The 14,871-nt window shown below is 42.9% G+C and carries 14 protein-coding genes and 1 riboswitch; of the genes, 6 read left to right on the forward strand and 8 right to left on the reverse strand.

What is annotated here, in order from left to right; all coding sequences use genetic code 11:
- Positions 1-146 precede the first annotated feature (146 nt).
- From infA to aat, 3 genes are all read right to left on the reverse strand, one after another.
- The gene (gene infA, locus ACED28_RS13800) at positions 147-365 is read right to left on the reverse strand and encodes a translation initiation factor IF-1 (protein WP_001040192.1); all 219 of its coding nucleotides are present in this window, start codon (positions 363-365) and stop codon (positions 147-149) included.
- An 81-nt stretch (positions 366-446) separates the two neighbouring features.
- Positions 447-1,145 (reverse strand): arginyltransferase, encoded by a 699-nt coding sequence (locus ACED28_RS13805; RefSeq protein ID WP_029223169.1) that lies wholly within the window; start codon positions 1,143-1,145, stop codon positions 447-449.
- Entirely contained in the window at positions 1,145-1,855 is a 711-nt protein-coding gene (gene aat / locus ACED28_RS13810) for a leucyl/phenylalanyl-tRNA--protein transferase (RefSeq protein ID WP_371710083.1), read from the reverse strand. Before aat ends, ACED28_RS13805 begins: the two co-directional genes overlap by 1 nt.
- Before the next feature lie 53 nt (positions 1,856-1,908).
- On the opposite strand from aat, the gene ACED28_RS13815 reads away from it, so the two are divergent.
- Together ACED28_RS13815 and aroA are read left to right on the forward strand one after the other, a co-directional pair.
- Positions 1,909-2,364, forward strand: a complete 456-nt coding sequence (locus tag ACED28_RS13815; RefSeq protein WP_012603608.1) for a glycine zipper 2TM domain-containing protein — start codon at positions 1,909-1,911, stop codon at positions 2,362-2,364.
- Positions 2,365-2,526: 162 nt separating this feature from the next.
- Positions 2,527-3,807, forward strand: coding sequence for a 3-phosphoshikimate 1-carboxyvinyltransferase (aroA, locus tag ACED28_RS13820; RefSeq protein ID WP_371710084.1), 1,281 nt, complete (start codon positions 2,527-2,529; stop codon positions 3,805-3,807).
- Between the two features lie 78 nt (positions 3,808-3,885).
- Here aroA and ACED28_RS13825 read toward each other — a convergent pair whose 3' ends face one another.
- Complete coding sequence (locus ACED28_RS13825) at positions 3,886-4,131, reverse strand: YciN family protein (RefSeq protein ID WP_009846345.1); 246 nt, start codon at positions 4,129-4,131, stop codon at positions 3,886-3,888.
- 439 nt (positions 4,132-4,570) lie between these two features.
- Between ACED28_RS13825 and topA the strand changes: the two genes are divergently transcribed.
- From topA to ACED28_RS13845, 4 genes are all read left to right on the forward strand, one after another.
- Positions 4,571-7,201, forward strand: coding sequence for a type I DNA topoisomerase (gene topA / locus ACED28_RS13830; protein WP_012603610.1), 2,631 nt, complete (start codon positions 4,571-4,573; stop codon positions 7,199-7,201).
- Positions 7,202-7,754: 553 nt separating this feature from the next.
- Complete coding sequence (gene glgC / locus ACED28_RS13835) at positions 7,755-8,984, forward strand: glucose-1-phosphate adenylyltransferase (RefSeq protein ID WP_080518005.1); 1,230 nt, start codon at positions 7,755-7,757, stop codon at positions 8,982-8,984.
- Entirely contained in the window at positions 8,974-10,428 is a 1,455-nt protein-coding gene (gene glgA / locus ACED28_RS13840; protein ID WP_371710085.1) for a glycogen synthase GlgA, read from the forward strand. The genes glgC and glgA overlap by 11 nt, the downstream gene beginning before the upstream one ends.
- Positions 10,429-10,709: 281 nt before the next feature.
- Positions 10,710-11,507 (forward strand): alpha/beta fold hydrolase, encoded by a 798-nt coding sequence (locus tag ACED28_RS13845; RefSeq protein WP_009846349.1) that lies wholly within the window; start codon positions 10,710-10,712, stop codon positions 11,505-11,507.
- A 129-nt stretch (positions 11,508-11,636) separates the two neighbouring features.
- Here the strand turns inward: ACED28_RS13845 and ACED28_RS13850 are convergent, their stop codons facing one another.
- The 4 genes from ACED28_RS13850 to purR all read right to left on the reverse strand — a co-directional run bounded on the left by ACED28_RS13850 (position 11,637) and on the right by purR (position 14,850).
- The gene (locus ACED28_RS13850; RefSeq protein WP_371710086.1) at positions 11,637-11,954 is read right to left on the reverse strand and encodes a DUF2007 domain-containing protein; all 318 of its coding nucleotides are present in this window, start codon (positions 11,952-11,954) and stop codon (positions 11,637-11,639) included.
- An 82-nt stretch (positions 11,955-12,036) separates the two neighbouring features.
- Complete coding sequence (locus tag ACED28_RS13855; RefSeq protein ID WP_009846351.1) at positions 12,037-12,717, reverse strand: TVP38/TMEM64 family protein; 681 nt, start codon at positions 12,715-12,717, stop codon at positions 12,037-12,039.
- Positions 12,718-12,871: 154 nt separating this feature from the next.
- Complete coding sequence (locus ACED28_RS13860) at positions 12,872-13,462, reverse strand: TfoX/Sxy family DNA transformation protein (protein ID WP_009846352.1); 591 nt, start codon at positions 13,460-13,462, stop codon at positions 12,872-12,874.
- A gap of 127 nt (positions 13,463-13,589) precedes the next feature.
- Positions 13,590-13,675, reverse strand: a riboswitch (cyclic di-GMP riboswitch).
- A gap of 170 nt (positions 13,676-13,845) precedes the next feature.
- Positions 13,846-14,850: an HTH-type transcriptional repressor PurR gene (gene purR, locus ACED28_RS13865; RefSeq protein WP_017099945.1), complete on the reverse strand. Its 1,005-nt coding sequence runs from the start codon at positions 14,848-14,850 to the stop codon at positions 13,846-13,848.
- Between the last annotated feature and the right edge of the window lie 21 nt (positions 14,851-14,871).

Below are 14,871 nucleotides of genomic sequence, written 5' to 3' on the forward strand. Positions count from 1 at the left end.
AGATGCTAGATGCTAGATGCTAGATGCTAGATGCTAGATGCTAGATGCTAGATGCGAGGTTGGTGTTGTTGGAGTGGTAAAAAGTTCAGGCGATAAAAAACGGAGCCTTGAGGGCTCCGCTTCTTATCGTATTCGGTAATTAAAAATTAACGAGCACGGAAGACGATGCGGCCTTTAGAAAGGTCGTATGGAGTCATCTCAACAGTTACTTTATCACCAGTAAGAATACGGATGTAGTTCTTACGCATTTTACCAGAGATGTGTGCTGTCACTACGTGACCGTTTTCAAGCTCAACACGGAACATTGTGTTTGGTAGAGTATCAAGGACAGTGCCTTGCATCTCGATTACGTCTTCTTTAGCCATCTAATCCTCTTTCGAAATTTGGCGGTTTTCAACGGCTTGATTGTGCCGTTAAAATCAAAATATGTAAAGTTGTCGCGTATTCTACCCTTGCCACCGCTGATTTACTAGCCTTTGATGACGTTGAAATCGTACTTTATAGTTCATCGCAGGGCATTCATCGATTTGATAACCCAAATATAACCATTGTTTTTGTTCTTTCTGGGCATGTTGGATCTGGAATAGAACGCCAAGAGTTCCCATGGAAATGTCGATATCAGGGTCGAAGAAGGTATAAAACGCGCTCGTACAGTGAGACATGATGTCTGTAACGGCAATGCCGACTAACTGCCCCTCATCATAGATGTGCATGAACTTTGTAGCAAGCCATTCATTTTTAGAGAAATGCAGAAACTCTTCTTTCTTCGGTGGATACATGGTTCCCGAACGGTGGCGAGCGGTTATATAGCGGCTATACAAGTCAAACCAGTTGTCATCCATTTCATCTTTCAGCTCCCAACGCAGCGCTTTGGCCTTGTTGAGTATTCGTCGTTGGCTCTTGGAAAACTTGACCTCGGGAATCGACAGTCGAATCGCTTGGCACGATGAGCAATTATCGCAATGTGGTTTATAAATGGTTGTTCCACTGCGGCGAAATCCATTCGCAAGTAGAACTTCATAGTTATCTGCGGTGTGCATGTGTTCATCAAGCGTGACTGCCACTCTTTCTTCGAGATGGGGTAAGTAACTGCAAGCGTGATTGTCTGTTAATCCAATTCTGATTTGTTGTAAATCTGGATTCATTAAGGCATTTCCTTTAGCCATTGTTTTTTAAAACATGCATCGTTAACGGACGTTTCTTTGAGTAATCGAAGAGAACTCAGGAATTCATCCCTATCAACCTCGATAGCGCCCAAGGATTCCAAGTGTGGGTTCATGACTTGGCAATCAATGAGTTGTCCGCCGAATTGTGTAAAGTGCTCGCAAAAGTACCATAGCGCAATTTTAGAGGCATTAGTCTTCAGGCTGAACATCGATTCACCGCAAAAGACTTGGCCTCTTTGTAACCCGTAAAGTCCGCCGATCAGTTCATCATCTTGCCAAACCTCAACCGAGTGGCAGAAACCTAATGAAGCGAGTTTGCGGTAGGCTGACTGCATGTCGCTGTTTAGCCAGGTTTCTTCTTCGGGCCTTAGTGAAGAGCAATAACCAATTACTCTGTCCGTCGCTTGGTTGATGCTGACTCGGTAATTGTGCTTTCTTTGAAACTTTTTAAGACTTTTTGACGGTTCGAATGTCTTAGGATTAAATACCGCTCGCGGTGCAGGGCTCCACCAAAGTATAGGCTCTCCTGGGCCATACCATGGAAATATACCTTGGCTATAAGCGTTCAGAATTCGTATGGGTGACAAATCACCACCGAACGCGAGTAGACCGTTGGGTTCATCAAGCGCGTCGAAGGGCGAAGGAAACTCTATACTAGTAGTATCAAGTTCGGTTAGGTATATAGTCATAAGTACCGCATTACAGATTAATCACTGACCAAGAGGTCTTTAGGAGTTTTACCATGAAGAAGTTGCTTTGGATTTTACTTGTTTTGCCCATGTTGGCAAATGCAGCTTACAACAGAAACCAAGCCAGACCAGTGAATGAGGTCGTTTACGGTGAGGTTGATACGGTCAGGTACATTACCCAACAGGAGATCGTAGAGTCGAAAGCGAATGGTTGGGAAACCTTGTTGGGTGCGGCAATTGGTGGTTTGGTTGGTAATCAGTTTGGTGGCGGCACAGGTAAAGAAGTCGCAACGGCGGTTGGTGCTGTAGCGGGGGCGGGGATCGCTCGTAATCGCGGTAATACGCAATATCGGGTGGAATATAAACTCGTTGAATTATTGGTTAAAACCAAGGATGACAATCTGGTTAACATCATTCAAGACGTTGACAATTCGATGTTGTTCAATAGAGGTGATGATGTGCGGATTCTCTATTTTTCAGATGGCGTTCGAGTTGATCTAGCGTACTAGTATATAAATGTGTTTAGTTGGCTAATTAATCGCCTTTATCGAGGGGATTAGCTCTGGAGTTCGTTGGAAAAGTTAGTTAGTCTGCAAGTACGAAGAATTATTCATCACCCGAAAATAGATACGCGCCAGTGACTTCGGGTGGTACAAGGACTATAAGAACTAATGGAAAGCCTTACGTTACAACCAATTCAGAAAGTGAGCGGGGAAGTTAACCTACCTGGCTCAAAAAGTGTTTCTAATCGTGCGCTTCTTTTGGCTGCACTTTCAACGGGAACAACTCGCCTAACAAACTTACTAGACAGTGATGACATTCGTCATATGTTGAATGCATTAACACAGTTAGGTGTTGATTATCAGTTGTCTGCAGACAAAACAGTTTGTGGAGTGACAGGTGTTGGTGGTGCATTTTCAAGTGACAAAGCCCTAGAGCTTTTCTTAGGTAACGCGGGTACAGCAATGCGTCCATTGGCTGCTGCACTTTGTTTAGGTCGCGGTGAATACGTTCTTACTGGTGAGCCACGTATGAAAGAGCGCCCAATTGGTCACTTAGTGACTGCACTGAGAGAAGCTGGTGCCGACGTTGAATACTTAGAAAACGAAAACTATCCACCATTGAAGATCACAGGTACCGGTCTGAAGAGTGGTACGGTTTCTATCGACGGTTCTATCTCTAGTCAATTCTTGACGGCATTTTTGATGGCTGCACCTTTAGCTGAAGGCGAAGTGACCATCAAAATCGAGGGTGAATTGGTTTCTAAGCCTTACATCGATATTACGCTGCATATCATGAAGCAATTTGGTGTGGATGTTATCAACAATGACTACCAAGAATTTGTGATTCCAACCGGGCAATCTTACACAGCACCCGGTGATTTCTTGGTTGAAGGTGATGCATCATCTGCGTCATATTTCCTTGCAGCCGCTGCTATCAAAGGTGGCGAGATTAAAGTGACAGGTATTGGCAAAAACAGTATCCAAGGTGATATCCAATTCGCTGATGCACTTGAGAAAATGGGTGCTGAAATTGAATGGGGTGATGACTACGTTATCTCTCGTTGTGGTGAGCTAAAAGGCATTGATATGGACTACAACCATATTCCAGATGCGGCGATGACAATTGCGACAACGGCTCTGTTTGCTAAGGGAACAACCGCAATCCGCAATGTTTACAACTGGCGTGTGAAAGAGACGGATCGCTTAGCGGCAATGGCAACAGAACTACGTAAAGTGGGCGCTGAGGTGGAAGAGGGTGAAGACTACATCATTGTTAACCCTGTGGCTGAACTGACGCACGCGGCGATTGATACTTACGATGATCACCGCATGGCGATGTGTTTCTCGTTGGTTGCTTTGAGTGACACCCCGGTGACGATCAATGAGCCAGGTTGTACATCAAAGACATTCCCTGACTACTTCGATAAGCTGAAAATGCTGAGTCTATAAAAATACTAAGTCTATAAAAATGATAAGTATATAAAGGTCCAGGAACAAAAAAGCTTGCCTAGATGGCAAGCTTTTTAATTATTGCTGAATTGTAAATTCTTTCGAAAGGTGATGCGCCAAGTACTTAAACATGTTAAATACCGCGGTTGTATTTTCTGTCGGCATTCCATTGTTGTCTAAGAAGTATTCACCTTTGAAAATGAGTACATCGTCTTTTTCTACTACGCTGTTTGCGCGCATGCCTTCAATGTAGTCATCATGTGATTGGATAATTTGGTTTGCGATAAGCAGTAAATCAAATTCTGCTATTACTTTCTTTGTCATGAGTTTATCTCTGATAACTGAATATAACGTTGAGTTTATGGTGTCGAACTAGAAATTCAATGATTTCACAACCGATTAAGAGAGTCTTTTAAAACATCCACAATTTATTTTGTGATTTATGACAAAAATAATTGAATGGGGCTCGCGTTAGATTCGCCGACAAGCTTAGTATGAGCGCGTTTAGACGTAATGCCTGATGAATAGGCTCTTGCAAGTATTCTTAGTGAGTACTTTATAGCTTCTTTATATTGTGACTCTTTTCTCTATGAGTCGTCGAATTGTCGAGCGATCAGATCCAATTTTGAAAAAAGCGGTTGATCTTCTAGTAATCTCGCACAATAGTAAAAAAAGAAGCAATGAATTTAGAATATCATGCGTAAAAGCCCACAAGTAAAATTGTTGGTGTTGAAGCATCGTGATTAAGGACGTTAGAGTCAATATGGGTAAATCGCTCGTTATAGTGGAGTCGCCAGCCAAGGCTAAAACTATCAATAAATATCTTGGCAAAGACTTTGTCGTTAAGTCGAGTGTAGGTCACGTTCGTGATTTACCAACGGCGGGTCAAAGTACAGGTCAAAAGGCTGCTGCAGTTTCAACCAAGGGTATGAGCCCAGAAGATAAAGCTCGTATCAAGAAAGAAAAAGATCGCAAAGCGCTTATTAAAAAGATGGGTATCAACCCTTATCAAGAGTGGGAAGCGAATTACCAAATCTTACCGGGCAAAGAAAAAGTCGTTGCTGAATTGCAAAAACTGGCTGAGAACGCAGACCATGTTTATCTCGCAACCGATTTGGACCGCGAAGGAGAAGCTATCGCATGGCACCTTCGTGAGATCATCGGTGGTGATGAAACGCGATACAAACGAGTGGTTTTTAACGAAATCACTAAAAATGCTATTCAGCAAGCTTTCGAAACTCCAGGCGAGCTAAATATCGACGGCGTAAACGCACAACAAGCACGACGTTTTATGGACCGTGTTGTTGGCTTTATGGTGTCACCACTGCTTTGGAAAAAAGTAGCACGAGGCCTATCCGCTGGCCGTGTTCAATCTGTAGCTGTAAAACTACTGGTTGAACGTGAGCGCGAGATCAACGCTTTTATCCCTGAAGAGTTCTGGGATGTGCATGCTGATACCAAAACGGCAGAGAAAACAGATTTCAGACTGCAAGTCGCTCAAAAAGACGGTGTTGCGTTTAAACCTGATAATGAAGCGCAAACACAAGCTGCAGTAAGCGTTTTAGAAAAAGCGCAATACGAAGTCTGTAAACGTGAAGACCGCCCAACTAAGAGTAAGCCGTCTGCACCTTACATCACGTCGACTCTGCAACAAGCGGCGAGCACACGTCTTGGTTACGGCGTAAAGAAAACCATGATGTTGGCTCAACGTTTGTATGAAGCGGGTTACATCACTTATATGCGTACTGACTCGACCAACTTGAGTTCAGAAGCTGTAGAAGCCGCACGTGAATACATTGGTTCTGAGTTTGGTGCACAATATCTTCCACCGAAAGCGCTTGTATACGGCAGCAAAGAGGGCGCACAAGAGGCTCACGAAGCGATTCGTCCTTCGAGTGTCGATGTTAAGTCTGAAGACCTAAACGGCGTAGACGCAGACGCACACAAGCTTTACTCGCTGATTTGGAATCAATTTGTTGCATGTCAAATGACACCTGCGCAGTACGATTCAACGACGGTAAGCGTTAAAGCTGATGAGTACACATTAAAAGCGAAAGGTCGTATTCTTAAATTTGATGGTTGGACTCGCGTTCAACGTCCAATGGGTAAAAATGAAGATACGATTCTTCCTGCTGTACAGGTTGGTGAAAAGCTAGACCTAATCGCATTAGACCCTAAACAGCACTTCACTAAGCCGCCAGCCCGTTTTACTGAAGCGGCGCTAGTTAAAGAGCTTGAGAAGCGTGGTATTGGCCGTCCTTCAACGTACGCATCAATCATCTCTACGATTCAAGATCGTGGTTATGTAAAAGTTGAACAGCGTCGTTTCTATGCAGAGAAGATGGGTGAAATTGTTACTGACCGTCTAGATGGCAGTTTCAATGATCTAATGAACTATGACTTTACAGCTCGTATGGAGCAGAAGTTAGACCAAATTGCAGAAGGCGAAGCAAGCTGGAAAGGCGTGCTAGATAACTTCTTCGAAGACTTTACAGGCGATTTGGAAAAAGCCGATTTAGATGAAGACGCTGGTGGCATGAAGCCAAATCATATCGTTGAAACCGATATTGAGTGTCCAACTTGTAGCCGTAAAATGGGTATTCGTACAGCTTCGACTGGCGTATTCCTAGGTTGTTCTGGTTATGCACTTCCACCAAAAGAGCGCTGTAAGACAACCATTAACCTTGGTGATGAAGACGGTATTATCAACGTTCTTGAAGAAGACGTTGAAACCGCAGCACTTCGAGCGAAAAAGCGTTGTCCGATTTGTGAAACGGCAATGGATGCTTATCTGATCGATGATAAGCGGAAGATGCATGTGTGTGGTAACAACCCTAACTGTGAAGGTTATGTGGTTGAACACGGCGAATTCAAAGTGAAAGGCTATGATGGTCCGCTTGTTGAGTGTGACAAATGTAGTTCTGACATGGTTTTGAAGAATGGTCGTTTCGGTAAATACATGGACTGTACGAGTGAAGATTGTAAGAACACTCGTAAGATTCTGAAGAATGGCGAAGTAGCGCCACCTAAAGAAGACCCAGTGCATTTCCCTGAACTCCCATGTGAAAATTCAGATGCATACTTCGTACTTCGTGATGGGGCTTCTGGTCTGTTTATGGCCGCGAGTAATTTCCCTAAATCACGTGAAACACGTGCACCATTAGTGGAAGAGCTGGTTCGTTTTAAAGACCGTATTTCACCTAAATTCCAGTACCTGGCATCAGCACCGGTTGCTGATCCTGATGGCAAGCCGACTGTAGTTCGTTTTAGTCGTAAGACAAAAGAAAACTACGTTCGTACCGAAGTGGACGGTAAACCTTCAGGTTGGACCGCTTTGTACATCGACGGTAAGTGGGAAGTTACGGATAAACGTAAAAAGCCTAAAGAGAAGTAACTGAATGTGTGACCCGATCTGATATGGGTTGACATTTTATTGATGAAAAAAGCAGCCATTAGGCTGCTTTTTTTTGATCTGAATATGACTAATTATGCTGTCTCTCGATCGTCGGCCTTACCTGTGTCTATTTGTTAAATTCAGGTCATGAAATAAATGAAATGGATAATAATCTTTAATTATGCAACCTTAACGTGATTGTAACTTAATTAAAATATTGTAAGTCACAGATCAGGTTTTAGTTGTATACCTGATGTGTTCCGAGTGTTAACTTAATGTTTCATAAAAACAGTGTAATGTGAGCTGCTTTAAGTCTTAGGAAAGCAATCGGCTTACATAACACAGAATGGCGTATTAAAAATTGAAATCGACCGGAAAGTCGATAACGTATATAAAACCAAGTGCAAACAATAGTGCACACTTAACAACGTTTGGCTTAGGATATTTTCACTGCATGTGAATGGATATTCGTTAAGTACCGAAATAAGTGTTGGTGCTCATCCCCCAGAGGAAGATACCTCTTAGAGCACTAACATCGACAAGCTATAAATATATGGAGAATAAAATGGCTGGTGTATTAGGAATGATTCTTGCTGGTGGTGAAGGCTCTCGCTTAAGACCTTTAACTGAATCTCGCAGCAAACCCTCGGTTCCTTTCGGTGGTAGTTACCGCTTAATTGATTTTGCTCTGAATAACTTCGTTAATGCTGATCTAATGAAGATCTACGTATTAACACAGTTTAAGTCACAATCACTGTTCCATCACATGAAAAAAGGTTGGAATATCAGTGGTATAACAGACCGTTTTATCGACCCAATCCCTGCGCAAATGCGTACAGGTAAGCGTTGGTATGAAGGTACTGCAGATGCTATTTATCAAAACCTTCGCTTCATGCAGTTGGAAGAACCTGATCAAGTTTGTATTTTTGGATCAGATCATATTTACAAAATGGACATTAAGCAGATGCTTGATTTCCACAAAGAGAAGAAAGCGGCTTTAACCGTTTCTGCATTGCGTATGCCGCTTGCTGAAGCATCTGAATTCGGCGTTATCGAAGTGGATGCTGAAGGACGTATGATTGGTTTTGAAGAGAAACCGGCTAACCCGAAACCAATTCCAGGTGACCCGGAGTCTGCGCTTGTGTCTATGGGTAACTACGTATTTGAAGCTAACGAGTTGTTCGCAGAACTTGTTGAAGATGCAGATAAAGAAGACTCGACACATGATTTCGGAAAAGACATCATTCCAAACATGGTTCCGCGTGGTGATGTGTTTGTTTATGACTTCAGTACTAACCGTATTACTGGTGAGAAAGAAGAAGTTTATTGGCGCGATGTAGGTACGATTGACGCGTACTGGCAAGCTCATATGGATCTTCTTGAGAAAGATGCGCCATTCTCGCTATACAACCGCAAGTGGCCACTACATACATACTATCCGCCACTACCGCCGGCTACGTTTACTGATTCGGCAAACGGCCGTGTTCAGATCATCGATAGCTTAGTGTGTAACGGCAGCTATGTACGTGGCTCTCGCATTGAGAAGTGTGTATTGGGTTTCCGCAGTAATATCGCATCAGCGTGTGATATTAGTGAGAGTATCTTACTCGGTGATGTGAAAGTGGGTGAAGGTTGCGTACTTCGTCGTGTCATCGTCGATAAAGATGCAGATATCGCACCTGGAACACAGATTGGCGTAAATCTGAAAGAAGATAAAAAGCATTACCATGTCTCTGACGATGGTGTAGTAGTTATTTCCAAAGGAGCTCGAGTTGGTTACTAAGACTCTCTCGGTACTTTTTGTAGCGTCTGAAGTTGAAGGCTTGATTAAAAGTGGTGGCTTGGCTGATGTAGCCAAGGCACTGCCAAAAGCGTTACAAACACTCGAACAAGATGTTCGAGTGACCATCCCTGCTTATAGAAACATTCCAAACATTGATTCAGCTGAAGTGATTTTGTCGACCGAGCTCGATCATTGGCCTCATACTGCTTATCAAGTCAAAAAGTTGAGTGTCGAAGGTGTTCAAATCTTCGCTCTTGAATGTGACAAGTATTTTGACCGTCCTGAAATGTACGCAGAGAACAATCAAGCGTATGCTGATAACGGAGAGCGCTTCTCGTTCTTCAGTACGGCTTGTTTGGATATGCTTCCTAAGCTCGCGTTCCAACCTGATATCATTCATGCAAATGACTGGCACACAGGCTTTGTGCCTTTCTTGCTTAAATCACGTTATCAACAACATGATTTCTTTGAAAATACGCGCAGTGTTATCTCGATTCACAATGCAGTTTTCAAAGGGGTGTTCGCATACGATGAACTGCAATGTCTGCCAGAGATGCACAGTTACAATGTGCCAGAAGCATCTGTAAGTGACACGCATGTCACCATGCTAAAAGCAGGGGTGATGTGTGCCGATAAGGTCAATGCAGTAAGCCCAACGTATGCGGAAGAGCTGAAAACGGAGTTAGGTAGCCATGGCATGGCAGCAGAGTTCCAACATCGTTCGGCCGACTTATTTGGTATTCTCAACGGTTGTGATTATGGAGCTTGGAACCCGGAAACAGACGCTTCCCTTCCTCGTAAATTCAAAGCAACGAAACACAGCATGACTCGTGGAAAATCTGCTTGTAAGCAAAAACTGCAACAAGATGTTGGTTTACCCGTTACCGATTGTGCGGTTTATGGCATGGTTTGTCGTCTGACCAACCAAAAAGGCGTTCATTACTTACTGCCTGTCATCGAGCAGTTCTTGAAAAACGAATTGCAGATCGTGATTGTCGGTACTGGTGATCCGGTTTTGGCGAGTCAATTGAAAGAGTTATCAGCACTTCATTCAGACAAGTTCTCATTCGTAGAAGCCTACAATAATGAACTAGCGCATTTGGTTGAAGCGGGCTCTGATTTTTTCTTGATGCCTTCTGAATTTGAGCCTTGTGGCTTGAACCAAATCTACAGCATGGCTTACGGCACTTTGCCTATTGTGCGCTCTGTTGGTGGTTTAAAGGACAGTGTGAATGATTACGATCAGGATCCCGAGATAGCAACAGGCTTTGCTTTTGAAGAGCCAACACCGCAAGCATTGCTAGCGGTACTGCATCGTTCATTGCTACTTTATGCTCAAAATCCATCTGAAATTAAGCGCGTTCAACTTTACGCGATGCAACAAGATTTTAGTTGGGAAGATGCGGCAGAAGAATATCTTGCGATGTACCATTCTGCATTTTAACTTGTTGACTTAGCTTTAAAATACAGTTGTTGAATAACAACTGTTCATAATAAAAAAAGGCGCTCTGCTGATAGAGTGCCTTTTTTTTCTGGTCAGATCACATCACGTTTCCAAAGACAAAGCTTGCAAACTCATTTTAGTCAGGTAGAAAAGGTGGTCAGGTATTCACATGACTAGTGTTGGGTTTGACACTATTATCACTTAAAATTCTTAATTGCGTGATATCCTTAGTCATCGCCTTGTGATGAGGCTTAGCTCCATAAATAAATTAAGCGATAGGTATGTCTGAGAGTTTATTATTTCATAAAACATTTACTCACCCTACGAGTGATGAGTGGGTTGTGTTTGTGCATGGCGCAGGGGGCAGTTCCTCCATTTGGTTTAAGCAGATCAAAGCGTATAAACAGCATTTCAACTTGCTTCTCATTGACTTGAGAGGGCACGGTAAATCAGACAACATACTTAAAGATCTGATTTCGAACCGTTATACGTTCAAATCAGTAACGCTCGATATTCTTAAAGTGTTAGATCATCTAAAAATCCGATCCGCACACTTTGTGGGTATGTCTTTGGGTACAATTATCGTTCGTAACGTGGCCGAACTGGCCGCAAGCAGAGTACGTTCGATGGTGCTTGGTGGTGCTGTCACTAAACTCAACACTCGATCTCAAGTCTTAATCAAATTAGGAAACCTGAGTAAGCACATCATTCCTTATATGTGGCTATACAGCCTTTTTGCTTATGTTGTGATGCCGCAAAAAAGTCAGAAAGAATCACGTCACCTGTTTATCCGCGAAGCGAAAAAGCTGTGCCAAAAAGAGTTCAAGCGCTGGTTTATCCTCACGGCTGATGTGAACCCATTGATGAAATACTTTAAAGACAGGGAGTTGCCGATTCCGACTTTGTATTTGATGGGCGAGCGCGATTACATGTTCATCAAACCCGTTAAAGAAATGGTCGAAGCGCACGAGTCGAGCGAGTTGGTAGAAATTGCCAACTGTGGGCATGTATGTAATGTAGAAAATCCTGAAGAATTCAATCAACAATCTATCGCTTTTATCCAAAAGCAAATTCAGTGATTCTCTGGGTTGGTTATCAGACTCGATGATCCAATAGAATTAAAATAAAAACGGGAAGCTAATTTAGCTTCCCGTTTTTATTTGGAGGAGGTATTTGACCGAATCGTGTCTGTAATAACTGAAACTTTGCTATTCAGGCGAAGCAGCGCCGCACTGCCAACAAGACCCGAATTGTGCTTCATTGATTTCATGACACTCAACACAACGCCACTCTTCATGGATGATCGAATCTTGCTGTTTTTGGTAGTCATTGACGATCGTGCGGGCTTTACTAGCGAGTTCTGGCTCATGTAACCATACGTAAGGGTCTGTATCTTCGGTAAATGGGATTTCACCTTTTAAACCAAACAAACCCTCACCACGGACTTCACACGCAATATTCTCACTTTCTAACAACCCACAGATGATATGAGCTTCTGTTGGATTCGATGCACTGAAGATTTTCATTGAAATAGAACCTTATTTGGCTGCATGCGTTACTAAGTTATTTAGCCATCTAGCCATCTAGCCATCTAGCTATCTACATACGTTACTCAGCGACAGGTGCTGAGCGAAATTTGTTCATCAACCATTTAGCAATAATTGGGAACACACCCAGTAAGGCAAATGACAACAGTACTGAGGGAGACACGATGCCCGAAAGTGAATCAATTTCTGCGAGTTGAGTTCCGGCATTCAAGAAAACGGCGGTACCCGGCAACATACCGATTTGGCTAGTAATATAGTAACGACTCACGGACATAGGTGTTAGACCCATCAATAGATTGATAAGGAAAAATGGGAAAACAGGAATTAGACGTAGCGAGAATAAGTAAAATGCACCGTCTTTCTCAACGCCCTTATTGATGGTGGCTAACTTGTCGCCAAACTTGGTTTGGATCCAGTCACGTAACAAGTAACGGCTACTTAAGAAGGCGAGGGTTGCGCCAATAGCGCTCGCGAAAGACACCAGCAGTAAACTGTTCCAAAACCCAAACAGCGCAGCGCCTAACAGCGTAACAACGGCAGCGCCAGGAATTGAGAAAGCCGTAATCATGACATACGCGACAAAATAGATAGCGGCAGCGGCAATGAAATTGCTCTCGATGTAGTCATTCAAAACAGCTTGCTGGGCTTTTGCATTTTCAAGCGTTAAGTACTGGCCGAAATTGACGCCTAACAAGACGATGGTTATGACCAACACAATACCCAATATCATTTTTTTACTCATTGATACTTCCTCTAAATTTTCAATGCATACCATTAGTTTTTCAATGTATACCACTAGTATAGATAGACAGGCAAAGCATAGAATAACTTTCACCAGATATAAAAAAAGCCGCAAAAATGCGGCTTAGTTATCTATATAGTTTGCACTGACAATGTTAATTGACGTGATTGATAAGCTCTTCACGACGTTGCTGCGGTATAACAGACCAATGTGTACCATTGATCGCGCCTTCTAGCGCCCATAACAGTTCAATACTGACAGAAGACGCATGCGATTCTTTGATGGCGTTAAATGCGTTTACAGAGCCAGATTCATATAAACGTTCTACAGAATCGATCCCTGCCTTTTTCAACATCCGCTCGGTAGCGAGTCGAAGGTTAGGCAGATCTTTGAGTCTAGTTGGTTTAGCAGAAGATTGTTCAGCTTTCTCTTCTTTAGCAAAACCTAGAGACGTAGTCGCAAGCTGCAAGATTTTCTCTTGGTCTTGCCATAAGCCTTCAGGTAAAGCGAAATATTTAGTAACGACAGGAAAACCACGTTTTTTGTAGACGTACGGTTGAAATCCTTGTTGTTCGAATTGTTGTGTTGTGCATTTGTCAGCTCGTATATGCAACTGGTCATTCACAACCAGGGCAAACATAGTGTCATCAGCAAAAAGCCCGAATCCACCAAACATTGAGCGTGACTTAATTTTTCCTAGGGGCTCAAATAATTTCATTGAGTCCTTTAGTATCGGTTTATCCATGTTATTTATCTCGGTGTATTTGAACTACGCCACCAAATAAGCAGGTCCGAGAGATTAGCAAAATGTTGCAATTAAATTGTCAATAGGCTGTAAATTACTAAAGTATTAGCAGTTACTGCATTTTGCCATCGGTAACCCCGCTACCATACCAACGAGTGGTTTAGGCCGGAAGCTTTGCGTCCCACTTTTTCAAGTGGTTTGCCCTGTGCGTGACTGGGTTATTAGAATAAAGTTTTTGTTGAATTAGGCTCACACTTCTTATTTCAAAATGTGACATTGCTTCAATTAATGATCTTTGAATTATGCACTCAAGTGCACTTTGTTTGTTGATAAAAAAAACGCACCTAAAGGTGCGCTTGATTAAACTAAACTCATTACATCAATTAATTTAACGTTTTAACTGTACTTCGCTCAACAATTTCAGGGTGCATTTCGAAGACGCGTTTCTCGTGGTCTTTGTCTTTTATACGCTCTAGTAGTATTTCGAATGCATTTTTACCAACACGGCGCTTAGGTTGGTGAACCGTCGTTAACGGTGGAGAGAAGTATTCAGCCAATTCTATGTTGTCGTAACCGATCACTGAGATATCTTCAGGAATACGAATACCTTTTTCTTGTAATCGGCTCATCAGTCCTAATGCCATCGTGTCGTTAAAACAGAATACTGCGGTAGGGCGATCTTTCATCTCAATGATTTGGTCAGCAGCAATCACAGCTGTGTCACATTCAAAGTTGCCTTCGATGATCATATTTTCATCGGCAGTAATCTTCGCTTCATTGAGTGCGCGCTTGTAACCTGAGATGCGTTCAACACACGCTGCTTTGTCTAAGTGGCCACTTAAACATGCAATCTTGGAGTGACCGCGCTCAATGAGGTATTTGGTTGCTAGGTAGCCACCTTCTTCAGAGTTATCGATGATCTTATCAGCCTGAGAGCTTTCAGGGCCCCAGTCCATGATAACTTTAGGGATGTCTGCGTGACGGTCTAACATCTCTCTTAGTTCTTCAGTCAGGTCAGAACACATAACTAAGATGCCATCTACACGTTTCTCTGCAAGCATTCGAATGTAGTCACGTTGCTTTTCGTAGATACCGCCCGTATTACATAGGATCAAAGTGTAACCTTGACGGTAGCAGTAGCTCTCAACACCATCGATAACTTCAGAGAAGAATAGGTTAGTTGATTGAGTCACTAGCATACCGATGGTGCGGGTTGTATTGCACTTCAAACTACGAGCAACGGCACTTGGCGCATAGTTCAGTTCGTCTACGGCTTTGTTTACTTTTTCTTGAGTCGCTTCAGCAACAAAGCGAGTTTTGTTGATTACGTGAGAAACGGTTGTTGTTGATACGCCGGCTAAGCGTGCGACATCTTTTATAGTGGCCATGTTTTTATCCTATTAGAAGCT

The organism is Vibrio sp. 1F253 (genome assembly GCF_041439295.1).
Lineage (GTDB): Bacteria > Pseudomonadota > Gammaproteobacteria > Enterobacterales > Vibrionaceae > Vibrio > Vibrio tasmaniensis_A.